At 40.0% G+C, this 19,297-nt stretch carries 11 protein-coding genes; 5 read left to right on the top strand and 6 right to left on the bottom strand.

Annotated elements, in window-relative coordinates; all coding sequences use genetic code 11:
* Positions 1–47: 47 nt before the first annotated feature.
* The 5 genes from FLEMA_RS69700 to FLEMA_RS69680 form a co-directional block, all read right to left on the bottom strand.
* Entirely contained in the window at positions 48–1,871 is a 1,824-nt protein-coding gene (locus tag FLEMA_RS69700) for an ABC transporter ATP-binding protein (protein WP_044171889.1), read from the bottom strand.
* A 35-nt stretch (positions 1,872–1,906) separates the two neighbouring features.
* Positions 1,907–2,395 carry an NADH-quinone oxidoreductase subunit C gene (locus FLEMA_RS69695; RefSeq protein WP_044171888.1) on the bottom strand — a complete coding sequence of 163 codons (489 nt, stop codon included), beginning with the start codon at positions 2,393–2,395 and terminating at the stop codon, positions 1,907–1,909.
* A 192-nt stretch (positions 2,396–2,587) separates the two neighbouring features.
* A complete protein-coding gene (gene nuoB / locus FLEMA_RS69690; protein WP_044171887.1) occupies positions 2,588–3,139 on the bottom strand; it encodes an NADH-quinone oxidoreductase subunit NuoB in 552 nt (183 codons plus the stop codon).
* Positions 3,140–3,462: 323 nt separating this feature from the next.
* On the bottom strand, positions 3,463–5,892 hold the full coding sequence (locus FLEMA_RS69685; protein ID WP_044171886.1) for a T9SS type B sorting domain-containing protein: 2,430 nt from the start codon (positions 5,890–5,892) through the stop codon (positions 3,463–3,465).
* Positions 5,893–6,031: 139 nt separating this feature from the next.
* A complete protein-coding gene (locus tag FLEMA_RS69680) occupies positions 6,032–8,455 on the bottom strand; it encodes a T9SS type B sorting domain-containing protein (RefSeq protein ID WP_081681324.1) in 2,424 nt (807 codons plus the stop codon).
* A 325-nt stretch (positions 8,456–8,780) separates the two neighbouring features.
* Here FLEMA_RS69680 and recG point away from each other — a divergent pair, with 325 nt between their 5' ends.
* From recG to FLEMA_RS0122780, 5 genes are all read left to right on the top strand, one after another.
* On the top strand, positions 8,781–10,880 hold the full coding sequence (recG, locus tag FLEMA_RS0122820) for an ATP-dependent DNA helicase RecG (protein ID WP_044171884.1): 2,100 nt from the start codon (positions 8,781–8,783) through the stop codon (positions 10,878–10,880).
* 141 nt (positions 10,881–11,021) lie between these two features.
* On the top strand, positions 11,022–11,816 hold the full coding sequence (locus FLEMA_RS0122815) for a DUF3050 domain-containing protein (RefSeq protein ID WP_026996041.1): 795 nt from the start codon (positions 11,022–11,024) through the stop codon (positions 11,814–11,816).
* A gap of 496 nt (positions 11,817–12,312) precedes the next feature.
* Positions 12,313–12,885: an adenylate kinase gene (locus FLEMA_RS0122795; protein ID WP_026996040.1), complete on the top strand. Its 573-nt coding sequence runs from the start codon at positions 12,313–12,315 to the stop codon at positions 12,883–12,885.
* A 110-nt stretch (positions 12,886–12,995) separates the two neighbouring features.
* Positions 12,996–14,045, top strand: a complete 1,050-nt coding sequence (gene obgE / locus FLEMA_RS0122790; protein ID WP_026996039.1) for a GTPase ObgE — start codon at positions 12,996–12,998, stop codon at positions 14,043–14,045.
* A 354-nt stretch (positions 14,046–14,399) separates the two neighbouring features.
* Entirely contained in the window at positions 14,400–17,897 is a 3,498-nt protein-coding gene (locus FLEMA_RS0122780) for a T9SS type A sorting domain-containing protein (protein ID WP_044171883.1), read from the top strand.
* Positions 17,898–18,085: 188 nt separating this feature from the next.
* Here FLEMA_RS0122780 and FLEMA_RS69675 read toward each other — a convergent pair whose 3' ends face one another.
* Complete coding sequence (locus tag FLEMA_RS69675; RefSeq protein ID WP_044171882.1) at positions 18,086–19,000, bottom strand: SDR family oxidoreductase; 915 nt, start codon at positions 18,998–19,000, stop codon at positions 18,086–18,088.
* Positions 19,001–19,297 lie beyond the last annotated feature (297 nt).

The following is a 19,297-nucleotide window of genomic DNA, read 5'->3' as shown; positions in this document are numbered from 1 at the left end:
AGAGCTTAATCTGACGAATAACTCTCAATTTGCTCATTTACAGCTATCTAGCTTCCTTGCATATTGCTAAGTTTGGCATAATAGCCATTGGGTATTTGGAGGAGCTCTTCGTGTGTACCTTGTTCTACAATTTGGCCTTTACTAATAACAATAATGCTATCGGCATTTTGTACTGTACTAAGGCGATGGGCAATTACTAGCGTAGTACGGTTTTTCATCAAATTGGTGAGGGCTTCCTGAACCAACTTTTCCGACTCAGTATCTAATGCCGAAGTAGCTTCATCTAAAATCAAAATAGGAGGGTTTTTCAATACAGCTCTAGCTATACTCAAGCGTTGACGTTGTCCACCCGAAAGGCGGCTACCTCGGTCGCCAATAACCGTTTGATAACCCTCGGCTGTTTGGCTGATAAACTGATGAGCATTGGCAATTGTAGCCGCTTCAATAATTTGAGCTTCTGTTGCAATACTGCCAAATACGATATTATTTTCGATGGTATCGTTAAACAAAATAGATTCCTGAGTTACAATACCCATTTGATTATGAAGCGATTCGGCCGAAATGTCTCTTAAATCAATTCCATCCAACAAAATCTGCCCTTGTGTAGGGTCATAAAAACGAGGAACAAGGTCGGCCAAAGTAGATTTTCCTCCTCCCGACTCACCTACCAAGGCAATAGTTTTGCCTTTAGGAATCGTAAACGAAACATTGTTTAAAATCTGTTTTTCGCCATCATAACTAAATCCTACATTTTTAAACTCAATACCTTTTTCAAAAGCTGGAAGTGTAATAGCATTGGATTTATCTTGAATGGTGGGCAGAGTATCCATCAGTTCGATAATTCTTTCGGCCGATGCCACGCCTCGTTGCACACCACTAAAAGCATCGGCAATTACCTTAGCTGGGCGTTGAACTTGCGAGAAAAGGGCAATATATCCTATAAAAGTAGCAGCATCAAAGCCTCCCTCATGATTAATTACCAACGAGCCACCATATAGCAAAATACCAGCAACGACAATAACGCCAAGGGTTTCGGAAGTAGGAGATGTCATTTCTTGACGATACACCATTCGTAATACCGACCGCTTGTACGTATCGTTGAGTTGTGCGAATTGTTTGGTAATGGTTTTTTCAGCATTAAAGGCTTTTACAACCCTCATTCCTCCAAAAATCTCGTCGAGGGTACTAATAATACTACTCAAGTTTTCTTGAACTTCCTGAGCTTTTCGGCGTAGCCGTCGGGTAATAGTAGCAATAGCACCGCCCGAAATAGGCAAAATAAGAATAGAAAATAGGGTGAGTTTTACAGACAAACTAAACAAAAAAACAAAGTACATTACCAACGAAAAAACCTCTTTGAGCGAAGCCGTAAAAGCACGAGCAATAGAATTTTCTATTTCTTGAATATCGGTAGTAAGGTGCGACATCAAGTTGCCTTTGCGTTCGTTGTTGAAAAAACCCAAATGTAAGCTAACCGTTTTTTCAAAAACAGCTTGTCTGAGTGATGCAATGGTTTCGGCTTCGACTGTTTTGAGCATTCTTTGAGAAAAATAACGAAATACATTTGCCGAAAATACCGATACAATAATAGCTCCACAGGCATATTGTAAAGCCCCAATACGGCCATATTGCTGCAACATTACATAAAAAAAGTAATTGAACGATTGGCTGAAATAAGAGGCTGTAAGTGAAAAAGAGGGCATTTCAACGGCCTTGGGTGCTACCTGATTAAATAGCACGTTGAGCAAAGGAATCAATAACGTAAAGTTGAGGATTCCGAATAAACTCGCAAGTAGCGATAAAATAAAATAAGGCACAATATACTTTTTCAAAGACTGAGTATATTGTAAAATGCGAAGATATGTTTTCAAAACTATGTGAGTTAATAAAAGAAATGGGCTATAGATTAGTACTTAACCTGAATCCCATGATAATATTCTTGTGCTTGATAATCTTTACGGAGTGGATGGCCTTCCCAGTCTTCGGGCAATAAAATTCTGCGGAGGTCGGGGTGATTGCTAAATTGTATTCCCATCAAGTCAAAAGCTTCTCTTTCATGCCAATCGGCTGTTTTCCAGATATGGCTTACCGTTGGAACTTGCGGAGGAGCCTCGTTGGGAAGGGCTCTGTCAAATACCACTTTTAGCATAATTTTATGCTCGTAAGGAATCGAATAAAGGTTGTATATTACCTCCATGGTATTTTTGGCTTCGCCATTGTCTATAGCCGTAAGGCACGATAGCATATCGAAATAGCAATCTTCGTGCTGATACAAAATCTGGCAAATATCGGCAATTTGTGCCACTGGAACAGTAATAGATTGATGGTCTTCTTGAAGAATGATGCTTGCACCCAACTGTTCGATAAGAATATGTTTAATTTCTGAGATTGTCATCTATCAATAGTTATCTAGTAGTGAACGAATAATGGAAAAGCGTTAGAGGGCGGCTCTTTGCTTTCAGAATGATTAGCCTTATGCTACCTTTGTGAATGAACGAAACGGGTATTTCAGCCCATTCTATCATCCTAAATTCGAGTGAATACCTCAGTTTTCGTATATTTCTAATAATGTGAATGACATTTTGCTTTAGGCTATGGCAAAGTCAGGTTTTTGGTTGCGAGCCTCTTCTTCTTCCATTTCCAAAATGGCTTTTGGAGCAACCAGTGTTTCTTGACGAATCTTTTCTTGTAATTTTAAAAAGCCCCCAATCAACGCTTCGGGGCGAGGCGGACACCCTGGTACATACACATCGACAGGAATAATGCGGTCAACGCCTTTTACAACGTGATAGCCATGTTCCCAATAAGGGCCACCGCAGTTAGAGCAACTACCCATCGAAATGACATAACGGGGTTCGGGCATTTGTTCATACAATCGACGGATACGGTCGGCCATTTTGAATGTAACCGTACCTGCTACAATCATAACATCGGACTGGCGAGGCGAAGGGCGAGGAAAAACCCCAAAGCGGTCGAGGTCATAGCCCGATGCCATCGTTTGCATCATTTCGATAGCACAGCAAGCCAAACCAAAGCCCATAGGCCAAAGCGAGCTGAGTCGTGCCCAATTGATAAGGTCTTCGACCTGACTTAATACTATATTATTTTCTTCGAATTGCTGATCGAGTAAGCCTTTCATATTGAGGAAATTATACTAAAACTAACCAAGTGTGTAAAAGGATAAGGTCTACAAAGATACAAATGCCCCAAGTAAGTAAGTGTCCAATTTTGGAAAACATTATCGAGTTGAGGTATTTTGCTGATATGGCATATACTAATCAGCAACGGCCTAACTCGATAATGGTAAAAATAGAATCTATTGAGGACAATTACTTGGAAATAATCATAGGAGCAATGATATGCTTTTGCTATATACCTTAATTCCTGAGTATTTATAGAGAACCGTATTTAGTTCACAAATTTACTTATTACTTGGTTCATTATATGCTCAATTTTATCAAATCATCTCACAATCGTTAGATAACCCGTTTCGGCAGGTAGGTTTACATTGGGCTTGATAACATAATAATATGTTCCTGAAGGATATTTTTGGTCATCTTTAATAGCATTGAAAGGCTGTTTGTACCCTTGCGAATAGAAAATCTCATTGCCCCAGCGGTTAAATATTTTCACTTCTATTTCGGGGTATTCTTCCACGCCTTCTATTTCCCATGTATCGTTGATACGGTCGCTATTGGGGGTAAAAGTATTAGGGATTTTTAGTTTAGGAAATACATTTACGACAATATCGGCACTGGCTTTACAATTACTTCTGGTAGAAGATACTTCCAATACATAAGTAGTAGTAGCAGTAGGCGAAGCCATCGGCGAGAATTCAATAGGAGTGGCAAGTCCATCGGTAGGCGACCACGTATAGGTAAAATCAGCTCCTTGGCTACCACCTGCATTGATTTTGATAGCGTCGCCTCTATAAATAGTGAGGTCGTTGCCAAGCTTTACTACTGGCGTAATATCAACAACGGCATCGCTAGTGGCTGAGTTAGAACAGCCGTCCGAGCTAGTAAAGGTATAAGTAATAGGCCATCGGCCGTAGCCTGCCAGTATAGGATTAAACACCGATCCACTCATTCCTTTTCCTGAAAAAACACCACCCGATGCTTGTGGCTGAACAAGGCTAGTTAAATCTTTCTGGCTATTGGCGGTACTACAAAATGGCGAAATTGGGGCAAAATTTACTACTGGAATCGGGTAGACATCTATCTTGACATCAGGGGCATTTTTAACACAGTTTTTGTCGGACGTTACAGTAAGAGAATAATTACCTGTTGTTGTAATATCTATTTGGGTATTGGTAGAAAAGTTAATACCATCTTTTTTCCAGATAAATGTACTTGTAGCTTCGGTAATAGCTTCTAATTGAACTTTTTCGCCATCACATGCAGAAGTTTTTCCTGTAATATTATTAATCGTTGCTACAGGCAATGGGTTTACTACAATAACCTCTTCTTTGTCGTAAGTACAGTTAGGAATGGCATTTTGTGTTACTAGAATCCTGTAAGTTCCTGATATGCGGTAGGGTACATTTTGATTACTGTTGAAATTAGTACCATCGATCGACCAGCTGAAAGAATAATCATTGGCATTGCCACCGCTTATTGTGGCCGACAATGTACCTGGAGCTTGGTTTTCACAAATGGTATTGCCCAACGAAGTACTGGTATTGAGAGTAATGCCCACCAATGGCAGAACACGGGTATCTGCCGAGGTTTGGGTATTCAAGCAGCTGGCTGTAGGGTCGTTTACTGTTACTTTGTAGTCGCCAGTGGCATTTATTCTGAGTTTGTTGGTATTGCTATTAGGTACAGCAATATTGTTATGGTACCATGTATAAGTATAATTGGGGTTGGCTTGTGTTTCGAGTACCCTGAAGCTATTGGTACATAGTTGTAGTGGATTGACATGAACCGTTGGGTTACCTCCTTCAAGAAAAATTCTTGGGCGTTCGGGTGTACCACAATCTTTTACAATAATTTGATACTCCAAATGAGTTTCACTCAAAATAGACCCACCTCTTCGTTCTTTCACAATCAGCGTAATAGCATATACCCCAACGGATGTTGCTTTAAAGCTAATATTACCATTGCTGGTATTGATAGATACCGCAGGCGTGGAGGGTAGCGGGCTGGTGGCATTGAAGCCCGATGCCCAAGCTACTTCTGGTGGGTTGTTCAAGGCTGGTAATACCAATGGGGCTGTTGGGGTGCTGTAGCCCCGATAGGGTGTTCCTAATGAATAGTCGAGCTGGTCGCCATCGGCATCGCTTGCAGGTAATGCCAGGGTTACGGAGTTGTTTAGACAAAAGTAACTTCCGACAGGTTGCCTGATTACAGGCGTTGAGTTAGTAATAGTAGATGGCGAAAATGACAAATAAAACAACATACTTTCGTTGCCCGGATTTTGTACATTGGCTAAGGTTTGATTTCTACAGCAAGTTTCGGCTACTACATAATATCCCTGAATATCATTAAACTTGGTAGGGTCGAGGGTAATATTAGAACTAAGTAATATATCAGTAGATTTTAAATCATTGGGATTTGAGCAAGCTGGCGGAGATGGATAATTGAACGATGTACCTGTGAGCGAGCGTGGAGTAAGATTTAATAACCCCGTAGCATTGGCATCGCTGGTAACATCGGCATTATCTCTTTTACGATATATTTTGGCAACAAAGTTACTGGTAAGCAATCCATTGGCCAAGTTATTAGCATTATTCTGTTCGGCTTGAGATACATACAAATGAAGATTGAGTGTATAGTTATTAGAGCTGGTTCTACTCAACTGCAAATAACCACCCATATAAGGGTCGGCCGAAAAGCTTTGTAAGGAAATGAAAAGGCAAAAGAAAAATAGCTTATAGAATTTTTGTCTCATCCCAGTGCAGGTTATCAGTTAGAGAATAAAGCTTTGTTATTTCTGTATAAAACGAAATAAAGGTGTATTGTTAGATAAAGGTACTTGTAAAATTATACAAATTCCTTGATCCAGCAATACCCTTTGCTAAAAGCATTACTTATCTTACTACGGTAAGGTAACCTGTCATGCTTGGCCAGTCTTCTCTCAACTCAATAATATAATAATAGGTACTGGTTTTGAGTTGATAGTCATCAATGATACCTTTAAAAGGGTCTGTAGTATAATTTCGGGTCGAAAATACTTGGTTCCCCCACCTATTAAATATTCTCACATAAGCATTAGGGTGGTCGGTAATAAGGTCCGATAAATCCCAGAAGTCGTTCAGGCCATCTTCGTTTGGTGTAAAAGAATTAGCGATTTTTTTCGTCACAAATACCACTACATCATCGGTTTTGCTACATCCCGATGTATTATTCGTAACTTTTAAAGTATAAGTGGTAGTGGTAGTAGGCGATGCCATTGTACTTGGTGTATTGGTACTACTCAGCGACGACGCAGGACTCCACGCTAAAGTAAAATTGCTCAGATTTGTATTTGCCAAAGTACTACTCAACTGAACCGATTGGCCATCTTCGAGCAATACGTCATTGCCCAATGTAACCCTTGGTGCTATATCAATCAATAAATTACTGGTTGCTGTTGATTTACAGCCATTGGGGTTGTTGAACGTATAAGTAATAGGAAATGTACCAACCCCAAAATCTTTACTGTCAATAGTACTTGAAATATTGATTGAACGAGCCGCCAAAACCCCATTGGTAGCATCGAATGGCGTAATATATTGGCTGAGGTTGATTTGTTGCGAGCCATCGGTACATACAGGAGGGATTGCACCAAAAGTAACAGGAGTAATATTTTTTGAGGTGATAGTCAGTGGTGTCGATGTAGCTGTACAACCTACTCGGTTAGAGATTTTGAGCGAGTACGTTCCCGAAGTAGTTACATTCAGCTCATGATTGATACCATTTTGTACTACACTAAAGTTTCTAGTCCACTCATAATTATAATCACCGCCCAAGTTGCCACTTAATTTAAAAGGTGACCCTACACAAAACTCATTTGTACCATTACTCGTAGTAATAGTAGCATTGGGTGCAGGCGAATAAGGAATCGTTTTGCGAATAATGTATTTACAAGACGATGGCGATGTGGGTGTCATTATTACGCTGTAATCGCCAGCATTGGCAGGGGTATTGCTTGCTCTAAGAGCCACATTAACAATGCCATTTGACCAACGATATACAAATCTGCTAGCATTGGTAAAAGGCATACCATCTGTACGTACAACAATCAAAGTAAACTGGTCACAATTGTTAGTATAGTTCAAATCAATCGTTAAGTCTTCGCCTGCAATTTGTGTTAGTGTTGTTGGCGACGATGTGCTGGCTTTGCTACAACCTGTTTTGGCACTTACCTGAACGGTATAAGTACCTGCCCCTTCAGCTTTGAAGTCGTAGGTGGTAGCTCCCAATACGTCAAGGCCGTTTTTCTGCCACTGATAGCTATAGTTTGAATTGTTGGTAGTAGATAATTGTACAAAACCATTTTCGCAAACATTGGCTGTACTAACAGGCGTTGTGCTGTAGTCGTCAAAAATAGTAGCTACAGGTGGAGCCGCAGCCGTACAATCTATTACCTTGAAGGCAAAGTCTCGTCGTACTTTTCCAATAACAACGCCATTGCGTGTTTCGGTTACTTCTACCGAAAACAAGAATGACCCCAAGGTTGTAGCTGTTACCGAAATTATGCCTGCATTATTGATAGTAAGGGCTGGATTGCCCGGAATAGCCGTAGTAGCATCAACGCCGCCCGTCCATGTTACCGTAGGGAAGCCCGACGTACCCGTAGGAGTAGGGTTGGGATTGCTACTCGTACTAGAACCGCTATAGGGTGTTACTAGCTGGTAGCTAAGTATATCGCCATCGACATCGGTAGCACCACAGTCATAGCTGAAGGCTTGGCCTTTACAAATATACTCGCCCGATGGAGCTTTGAATTTGGGCGAAGAATTGATGAAGTCGGCACTATTTTGCAGAAGAGCAGGAAATGCCAAATATACCAATGCACCTGTAGTAGTAGGATTGCTGATATTACTGACACTAGCTCGACAACATTTGTCTAAGGCAATATAATAGCCTGCGGGGTCGGTAAAATCACTGGGGGGAAGCAACAGATTGGCCTCATAGTCTACCGTAATTACCTTTAGATTTTGAGAATTGGCACAATCATCGTTTTTATAGGTAAGTTCATTTCCAACCAAACTACTTGCTGTAAGAGTCAAACTTTGTTTTAATTGGTTGTTACTTTTTTGAAAAATACCTACTTTCAGATTATCGTCGTTAGCCGAAGGGCGGCCACTTGATTTATCATAGTAAAGATGAAGCTTCAGTACGAATCTACCGTTTACACCATTACTTAATAACTCAAAATTTCCACCGACAAGCGAAGAGGCTACTACTTTGTGGTTCAAAGCAATAGATAATATTAAAACACATGAGCAAAGGAATACCTTCTTCATCATAATGAATGAGGATTTATTAAAATCGATATAATGTTATGAATAGCGGACGAGTCATCTTGGCGGATGGCGTTCAGGCATTTTTAGCTCAATAATTGTGCTAAAAATGGGCTTCGCTACAATATTCTTTCAAATACTTGACTTTATAATTGATAAATAAGATGTTATGAGACTGTTACTAAGTGAAGAACGTTTGCTAAAAAGTGTGCAGAATAGACGGATTGAACGCTTTAGCTAGTAAATTAATAATGAAAGATACAATAAATTTATATTTTTTAGCTAATACATTAATTTTGCCTGAGAAATAAATAGTTATACTACGTTGGAAATGATGCAAAGTTATTTTTTTGATACCAAAATAGAGCTTCTGAAAGGCGTAGGGCCACAACGAGGAAATCTATTGAATACCGAGCTACAAATTTTTACATTTGGCGATCTGATTCAATACTACCCGTTTCGTTATGAAGACCGAACCCAATTTCATCATATAGTCGAGCTTTACGAAGGCATGGAATATGCCCAAATAAAAGGACGACTGCGTAATGTAGATAAAGTAGGAGAGGGTTTTAAACAACGCCTAACGGGTATTTTTACCGATGGTACTGGTAGCTTAGAGCTTACTTGGTTTCAGGGAATTACTTGGCTCGAAAAAAACTTACGTGTAGGTGCCGAATATGTGCTATTTGGCAAGCCTGCTTTTTTTCAAGGTAGGCCCCAAATGCAACATCCTGAACTGGAGCTTTTAACAGGACTCAACGAAAAAGGGGGCTACTTTTTGCCTGTTTATGGCCTTACCGATAAGCTTCGCAAAAGATATATCGACTCAAAGGCTATTGCAACTATGCAACGTAATTTGTTGCAAAATGCGTATCCTTTAATCCGAGAAACCTTGCCAGAGTTTTTGCTCAAAAAATACCGCTTGATTGCCAAAAAAGATGCCCTTTACAATATTCATTTGCCATTATCAGAACAATGGCTTCATCAGGCTAAAAGAAGGCTGAAATTTGAAGAGCTATTCTATAACCAGCTACGATTAATCAAACAGAAACTCCTCAGAAGGGTTGATTATGAAGGCCAAATTTTTAAGAAATCATATTTGCTCAAAGATTTTTATGAAAACCATTTGCCATTTTCTTTAACAGGTGCTCAAAAAAGGGTAATCAAAGAGATTTTTGAAGATATGCGTTCGGGTAAACAAATGAACCGACTTTTGCAGGGAGACGTAGGTTCGGGCAAAACTATCGTAGCATTTATTTGTATGCTTTTGGCTATCGACAACGGGGCTCAGGCTTGTATCATGGCTCCAACCGAAATTCTGGCCGACCAGCATTATCAAGGGCTCAAAGTCTTTGCCGATGCTTTGGGTATTTCGATTGAAAAACTTACTGGTTCTACACGCAAAAAGGCTCGAACAGGTATTCATGAAGGGCTATTAGATGGTTCGCTGAAAATTCTGGTAGGAACACATGCCCTTTTAGAAGATATTGTTCAGTTCCAAAATTTGGGCTTATGTGTGATTGACGAACAGCACCGCTTTGGAGTAGCCCAACGTGCCAAGCTTTGGGAAAAAAACAAATATATTCACCCGCATATTTTAGTGATGACGGCTACGCCGATTCCTCGTACTTTGGCAATGACTTTGTATGGCGATTTAGACGTATCGGTGATTGACGAATTGCCCAAAGGCCGCAAGCCTATCAAAACCGTTCACCGTTATGATGCTCATAGGCTTACTGTTTTTGGTTTTATTCGTGATGAAATCAAAAAAGGGCGACAGGTGTATATTGTATATCCACTTATCGAAGAATCGGAACGAATGGATTACAAAGACCTAATGGATGGCTACGAAAGTATTGTAAGGGCATTTCCCGAATACAATATTAGTATTGTACATGGCAAAATGAAATCGGCCGATAAGGATTTTGAAATGCAACGATTTGTAAAAGCCGAAACCCAAATTATGGTAGCTACCACTGTAATAGAGGTTGGTGTAAATGTACCCAATGCCTCGGTAATGATTATTGAAAGTGCCGAAAAATTTGGCTTGGCTCAATTACACCAGTTGAGGGGGCGTGTTGGGCGTGGTGCCGAGCAAAGTTATTGTATCTTAATGACCGATGTGAAATTGTCGAAAGACAGCCGAATACGCATAGATACTATGGTGCGTACTACCGATGGCTTTGAAATTGCCGATGTAGATTTACAGCTTCGTGGCCCAGGCGATATATCGGGTACACAACAAAGTGGTATTGTCGATTTGTTGATAGCCGATTTGGCCAAAGATGGCGAAATACTAAAAGTAGCCCGAGAATGTGCACAGGCTATTCTGGATGAAGACCACGACTTGGAACTGCCCCAACACGCCATGATAAAAGAACAAATAGATTCGCAAAGAACCGAACATAGTAGTTGGTCTCGCATTAGTTAAGGGGTATTGCCCATACAAGCTCAGAACAAATTGAGCCCTAGACGGGTTATTCAAAACAAGTATTAGTACAGAACATACAATCCAGCTCCCCAAACAAATACGTATGTAAAGGGCATAGCATTTTATCTTATCATTATTGAAATGAATACACAAGTAACAAAGATTCAGCAGGCTATTAGCCCGATTCGTGAATCACTTACCAATCATGCTGTATATCAGCGTATTAGTCAAATCGACCACCTTCAGGTTTTTATGAAAGATCATATCTTTGCCGTGTGGGATTTTATGTCGATTCTAAAAGCTCTACAACGTAACCTTACGTGTGTCGAGTTACCTTGGATTCCTGTAGGAAGTGCTCAAACTCGCTATTTAATCAACGAAATTGTGAATGGTGAGGAAAGCGACGTTGATGAAGTTGGCAATAGAATGAGCCATTTCGAGCTATATCTGGATGCCATGAGCCAAGCCGATGCCGATCTTGAACAAATCAAGGAATTTTTGAGCCTGATTACCCAAAAGGTATCGGTCAACGATGCTCTTGTAAAAGTAGGCGTATCGGACAGCGTCCGTGATTTTGTGAATTTTACATTTGAGGTAATAGCAACTAATCAGCCTCATATTCAGGCAGCCGTATTTACATTTGGCCGTGAAGACCTCATTCCCGATATGTTTATTGCGATGGTAAAAGATTTGAATGCTTCAATGCCTGAAAAAATTTCTAAATTTACCTATTACCTTGAACGCCATATCGAAGTAGATGGCGACCACCATAGCCATTTGGCTCTACAAATGGTAGAAGAATTGTGTGGCAACGACGCTACCAAGTGGCAAGAAGCAATCGACTATTCGGTGAAGGCTTTGGAAATGCGTAAAAAACTCTGGGATGGTGTAGAAGAAAAAGTACAAAAACTAGCCTTGAGTGAAGTAAATTCATAAAACCAGAAGAGAACTGAATGAGGAGGAAGATGATATATTATTGGATTGAGAATCGCTCATTGTAGAGCCAAAACTTTTAGGGTAAACAGATATACAGTATTGTTTATTGAACATCCCTCATTTTCTTCATAAGTATTTTCCCAAGTAGCTAGCGAATATATTCGCCAGTTATGCTGACTTAGAAAAGAGAAATAAGCTTAATAAATCCACAATCTGACCTCTGAAATTGTTCAGTATCCTTGGCGGAAAACCCACGACAAAAGGGTTTTCCGCTTTCTTTTTGTCGATAGAATAAAAGGTTTACCCCTTTTTTGAGGTGTTTTGGTACTATAAACCACTAAAACCAAGACCGAATATTGGTTAATTCTTAGAATTGTAAAATAAGTCCTTTTGCTAATTTATTAGTAGATAAGCTGATAATTCAATGTGGTTCTTGTAAATTTGCAACTCTTATAACAAAACATAATATTCAACTCACAAAATAACGGTAAAACCAATGTTAAATCTCGTCTTGTTTGGACCTCCAGGTGCAGGTAAAGGAACACAGTCTGCCAAATTGATTGACAAATACAATTTAGTACACATTTCTACGGGTGATATGTTCCGTGGACACATTGCCAATGATACCGAGCTAGGTAAGCGTGTAAAGCAAATACTTGCAGACGGCTTATTAGTACCAGATTCGATAACAATCGAAATGCTGGAAGAAGAAGTGAAAAATAATCCACAAGCCAATGGATTTATTTTTGATGGTTTTCCTCGTACGGTTCCACAAGCAGAAGCCTTGGATGCTTTCTTGGAAAAAAATGGAGAAAGTATCAGTGGTGTAGTTCAATTAGACGTAAATGAGGACGAAATCAAAAATCGTATTGCAGAACGTCAAAAAATTAGTGGTCGTGCCGACGACGATGCAGATAAGTTATTGAAAAGAATAGATGAGTATTTTTCAAAAACGATTCATGTATTACCCTATTACGAAGGCCAAGGTAAAGTAGCAAAAGTAAACGGAATTGGTGCGATTGAAGAAATCTTTACAAATATATGTACTGCCATCGATGCAGTAAAATAAACTGATAGCAACAGGTAGTTCTGTTGAGGGCTTTAGGTAGTTTATTAATAGAAAACCGCCTAAAGCCAACTTTTATAATTTCGGACAAAATCTGTCCATAGCTATTTACAATTATGACATCAAACTTCATTGACTACGTAAAAATCAACGTTCGTTCGGGACATGGCGGAGCAGGTTCAACACATTTTCGTCGTGAGAAACACGTCCCCAAAGGTGGCCCAGATGGTGGTGATGGTGGTCGTGGAGGACATATTATCCTCAGAGCCAATGCTCAACACTGGACACTTTTACACTTGAAATATCAGAAGCACATTTTTGCCAAAGACGGCAAAGGTGGAGAGGGCGGCCGTCGTTCGGGTGCTCAGGGCGAAGATATGATTATAGAAGTGCCGTTAGGTACAATTGCCAAAAATCCTGAAACTGGCGAGGTACTTGCCGAAGTTACACAAGATGGCCAAGAAGTAATTTTGTTTCATGGTGGCCGTGGAGGTTTGGGTAATGTTCACTTCAAAACTTCCACTAATCAAGCTCCACACCATTCTCAACCTGGCGAAGCTGGTGAAGATATGTGGATTATTTTAGAATTAAAGGTTTTGGCAGACGTAGGTTTAGTGGGTTTCCCCAATGCAGGAAAATCTACTTTATTATCTGTCTTGTCGGCAGCCAAACCCGAAATCGCCGATTATCCCTTTACAACACTTGTTCCTAATTTGGGTGTAGTAGCTTATCGTGATTTTAAGTCATTTATTATGGCCGATATTCCGGGGATTATCGAAGGGGCAGCCGAAGGAAAAGGTCTTGGTACTCGTTTCTTACGTCATATCGAAAGAAACTCTATCTTACTTTTCTTGATTCCTTCCGATGCCGAAAATATAGAAGAGGAATATAATATCCTTCTCAATGAGCTGAAAATGTATAACCCAGCCTTGTTGGATAAGGAAAGAATTATAGCAATTTCAAAAATGGACTTAGTAGAGTCGGACGAAGATGCACAACGTATTGTAAGCCAACTACCTGCGGGTATCCCTTATGTACAAATCTCGTCGGTGATGCAACAGGGCTTAGTTGAATTAAAAGATTTACTTTGGAAAACTCTTCAGGCTGCTCAGCCTCCATTGCCAGCAGCAGAAGAAGAGAGTACCCCCGAAATAGCTGACTAAATTTTGATTAATTTCAAATAATGTATTAGTCATCGTTGAGCTTGTATTTGGATGTCGATACATTATCTATTATAAAGTACTACCGAGCTATTATGAGGCGAATAGGGTGACTTTTTCAATAATAATAGCTCTAATATACTATAAGTAAGGTTTTTTCATTGAAGGTGTGGTAGGGTCATAATGTTGGGTTTTATGCCTAGATTATGGCTTTCTGTATCTTATTATTGAGATTCTTGCTTGTTACTAATTGCTTTTTATTAAGATGGATTTTAAAGTGTTTTTCTAAAAGATAAAACAACGATTTTATCGCTTAAATGAAAAATTGATAAGAGCAAAATAATAGAATATATGAACATGAGCATCAAGTTTTACTACGTATTTATTTTTAGTTGTTTACTGTCTTTTTTTACCCACGGACAAGTGGCAATCACACCTGTTGCGGGTTCTTATACTTGTACTGGAAGCGGTACGGTAAAATTGAGGCTTCCCAAAGGCAAAGCTGCGTATGAATGGACTAATACCCAAACGGCCAGTATTATAGGAGCCGACAGTACCGTTACGGTAGCACCGGGTACTTATTCGGCACGTTATAAAGAAACGGCTTTGGGTGCTTGGGTTTCGGTGGCGGCTTATACCGTTTCTGGTATTGTACCAAGTGCCTTGACGGTTACGCCTTCGTCGTCGACCTCTGGTATTTTTTGTGGAAGTAGCAGTGTTACCCTCAATGCTTCGTCAGGGGCTAATTATACTTGGTTACGCAACGGAGCTACTACTGTAGGTACGGGGCAGTCGCTAGAGGTAGCTGGAAATTCTATTTCTACTGGAGGCTCTTATTCTTTTAGTGTTAGAACCACTAATGCTACCTCGGGGTGTTCGGTGGTTTCCAATGCTATTTCGCTAACTCTATATCCTTCTGCTCCAGCCAGACCTACTATTACAGCCGATGCCGCCACAACGTTTTGTGCTGGAGGAAGTGTAGGTTTATCGTCGTCTTATACAGGAGGAAGCAATATTTGGTCGAGGTCAGTTGGGGGCGATACTACTACTTCAGGCTCAAACAAAATCATTGTTCGGGTTTCTAATACTATTACCGTAGTGGCTCGTGATGCCAATGGCTGTATTTCGCCAGTTTCTAATGCTATTTCTATTACGTCCAATCCAGTTCCAACAGCCCCAATAATAGCCGAAGGTGCTAATATTAGCATTTGCTCGGGCGATAGTATCACCCTCAATTCAAACGACAAGGGTTCGGGGTCGTATTTATGGAACAATGGCAGAACCACTAGAAGTATTATTGTAAAAACTGCGGGTACTTATAACCTTACTTTTACAAGTTCGGCGGGTTGTATCTCGCCTGTGTCGGCTTCTACAGTGGTAGTGGTAAATACTTTGCCAGCCAAACCAACTATTACAGCCGATGGTGCTTTGACCTTTTGTGAAGGTTTTAGTGTGGGGCTTACGTCTTCTTATTCGGGATTTCGCAATGTATGGAGCCGTTCGGGAAGTGCCGATACAACTACGACTGGTAATAACAAAATCATCATAGCTCGTTCGGCAACGGTAACAGTAAGAGCATTGGATGCTAATGGCTGTTATTCGCCAAGGTCGAATGTTACAGCTACTACGATGAATCCACGCCCCGCTACGCCAATCGTCAATGTGGTTACTTATCCAGAAAACCCTATTCTCAACGATGGTACTAATATTGGTGTTTGTAGTGGCGATAGCGTACTATTTAGTAGTACCAATAATAATGCTACCACAGGCACATATTTATGGAACAACTTAAAAACTACTCGTACACAGGTTATCAAAACCGCAGGTAATTATACCTTGGTTTATACCGATAATTTGGGTTGTAAATCATTTGCATCGTCGCCTTTGGTGGTAACGATTAATAGCCGACCAGCCAAACCTACCATTACCAACAATACAGCATTGGAGTTTTGCGATGGCGGCAGTGTTACTCTAACTTCGTCTCCTGCATTTGCTTACGCTTGGTCGTCGGGTGCTAGTAGCCAGTCAATCAATATTACGGCTTCGGGTAAGTTTAAGGTAACAGCCATTAGTGATAAAGGCTGTAAATCTACTTCTCCTTCCGACGAAGTACAGGTAATCGTAAACCCATTACCAGCTCAACCAACTATTACGGCTAATGGCCCTCTTACTTTTTGTCCCGACAAAAGTGTAGTATTATCTTCGTCTATTTCTGAAACGATTTATATCTGGAGCGAAGTAGAAACATTAGGGTCATCTTTTGGCGAAGCAAGAGCTATTACCGTAAACAAGTCGGGAAGCTATTCGGTTCAGACCAAATCTGCCAAAGGCTGTGTTTCAAAACCTTCAGCCTCGACTATTATTACAGTATTAGAAGCACCTCAAGCACCTGCTATTTATGCGTTGACCCCTACTAATATTTGTGATGGTGGTACTGTAACATTAGTGGCTTTATATGCCAATACCAACGTCGTGAAATTTAGCTGGAGAGACGAAGCTACCCAAGCAGAATATTCTCAGAAAGATACCATTGTGGTAAGAAAGTCGGGAAGTTTTAGTGTAAAGGTGGAAGATAACAAAACCTGTAATTCAGCTTATTCTTCTATACAAACTGTAACGATCAATCCTTTGCCTCAAAAACCTGTTATTACGGCACTGACCAGCAAAGTAATTTGTGAAGGAGATAGCTCTATTTTGCGTTCGAGCTTGCCTAATACCCTGCCAACAGGACGAGTAAGCTACCGCTGGACCTTGAATGGTGGTGTGTTATCGGTATTTACAAGAGAAATCAAAGCAAAAGTACAAGGCAACTATGCCGTTGAAGTAACAGATGCCAATGGCTGTAAGTCGGTGGCATTTTCAGATACCGTAAAAGTTACTGTTAACGAGCTACCAGCTACGCCATTTATAACTTTGGTGGGTTCAAATCCATTTTGTGCTGATAAATCTTTGACACTTAACTCATCGGCCGAAGTTGGATATAAATGGAGTACAGGGGCCAATACCAGAAGTATTGCTGTGAATTTGCCAGGAACTTATACCGTTCAGACGATCAATAGATTCAACTGTTTGTCAAAACCTTCAACACCAATAGAAGCCAAAACGTATGCTTTGCCCAATACGGTTTCTATTCTAGCAGGGGGAAATACCATTTTTTGCGATGGCGATAGCGTCATGTTGAGTACCACGGGTAACCTAAGAGCTTATTGGTGGGTTAATACAGATTCATTAGGACGAGGCGATAATAATATATGGTATGCCAAAAAAGTAGGAAATTATACCGTAAGGGTACAAGATGGTAATGGTTGTTTTTCTAGCCCGTCGACAGCCCGTTTTATCGATGTAAGAAATACGCCAGCAATGCCTGTTATTTCGCAAGTAGGTACATATACGCTCGAGGCATCGGGTACAGGCGACGCCAATGGCTACGAATGGCGATTAAACAATAAAGTGATGTCGTTATTTACTAAAGTAGTTAAAGTAAAACTCGATGCTAATTATTCTGTTCGTTCAAGCTTTACTTATACATCGGTAGATTTGCCAGATAATAAATTGGTCTGTTATTCAAAACTTTCGGCCGTAAAAGTATTCCAGACCGACCCAACTTTTGAAGGTTTAAGTATTTATCCAAACCCCTCAAGTACAGGTATTGTTACGGTCGAGGTAATTGATGATTTAATCGGAGCAGACTTATTGGTGTATGATTTTATGGGGCGACTTTTGAAAGAATATAAGATTGAAAAATTTGATACCCGAAAACAAATTAATCTCAACGACTATCCATCGTCATCGTTTATTATTAAAGTACAGATGGATGGATTTGATAAAGCCAAAACGGTTTTGATTATGAGATAAACTCTTGGGATAGTTATATAACAGGAGGTATTCTGAATGATAGAATTAGTCTCCAATTATATATCAAAAAAGCGGTCGAAAAACAATTTTCGACCGCTTTTTTGATATTATTTTTAGATACAAAATATTACGTCTTTATTGCTGCAAGGTAGACATAAAGAATAATCACTTATTCACTAAATTTATGCCTAAGACAATGCCTGAACTTGTTTGGCTAAAATGGCAATTCCTTCCTCAAAACTTACAGGATTATAGCCTAATGTATTGATGGCTTTGTCCAAAATAAAGCCTGTTTTAGGAGGGCGTTTGGCTGGTTGTGTAAATATACTAGCATTAACTTCAGTAATAAGGTTTTTGTCTAGCGAAAAGAAATCGGCGGTTTTGATAGCCATTTCGTAGGGTGTCAAAAAGTCTTTTCCCGAAATATGAAAAATACCTTCTGCTTCTTTTTCGGTAATTAACCAGCAACCTATAGCCAAATCCTCGGCCAAGGTGGGGGTTCTAAACTGGTCGTTTACTACCTGAATGGCCTTTTGTTGTTCTAGCGAATTTTTAACCCACAGAATAATATTGCTTCGGCTCATGTCCGATACAATGCCATAAACCAGCACAGTTCGTACAATACTCCAGCGGATAGGAGCTTGTTGTACAATTTGCTCGGCTTTGTATTTGCTTAGACCATAATACGAAATAGGATTGGGGGTGTCTTCTTCCGAATAAGGGCCATCTTGTCCGTCAAATACAAAGTCGGTTGATACATGGCACAAATAAATTCCCAATCGCTCGCAGTTTTCTACCAACAACTCCACTGCTTTTACATTCAGCTCCCAGCATCCCTCCTTATCACCTTCGCATTGGTCAACGTTGGTCATAGCGGCCGTATGAATAATAGCATCGGGACGTACTTCGTCTAGCACCTGTGTAATTTGCTGAGGCTGCGTAATATCCATTTCATAATACGAATACCCTTCTGTAAAAGGTAGCCTGTTTGGTCCACGGGCAGTAGCCACCAATTGAATCGTTGGGTTTTTATGCAATAGATAAACCAATTTTTGACCTAATAAGCCATTCGAGCCAGTAATAAGAATTGTTTTTTTAGACACGATTTTGAGGAGGTTTTACGGAAATACTAATGATAAGTAATGGTTATATTTTAACGCAAGGTAAAAAGGTATTTTTATAGGTACAAAATGATTCTAATATTGACTTTGTTTTTGGCTAAAAAAGCTTCCCTCAATAAGGACATCGCTATTGGATGATGTTTATTTTGGGTTGATAAAGCTCGTTGTAGACGTTTCTTATTGTTAGAGAATCATGCTAGAATCGTTTGAGTAAGAATAGTGATAAGAAGGGTATTTTTGAAAAAAAATAAAAATTTTAAAATCTATCCAATCCAAACC

It is taken from the genome of Flectobacillus major DSM 103, assembly GCF_000427405.1.
Taxonomy (GTDB): Bacteria; Bacteroidota; Bacteroidia; order Cytophagales; family Spirosomataceae; genus Flectobacillus; species Flectobacillus major.
Note: the sequence above shows the minus strand (reverse complement) of the source record. Positions and strands in the feature narration are given on the sequence as shown.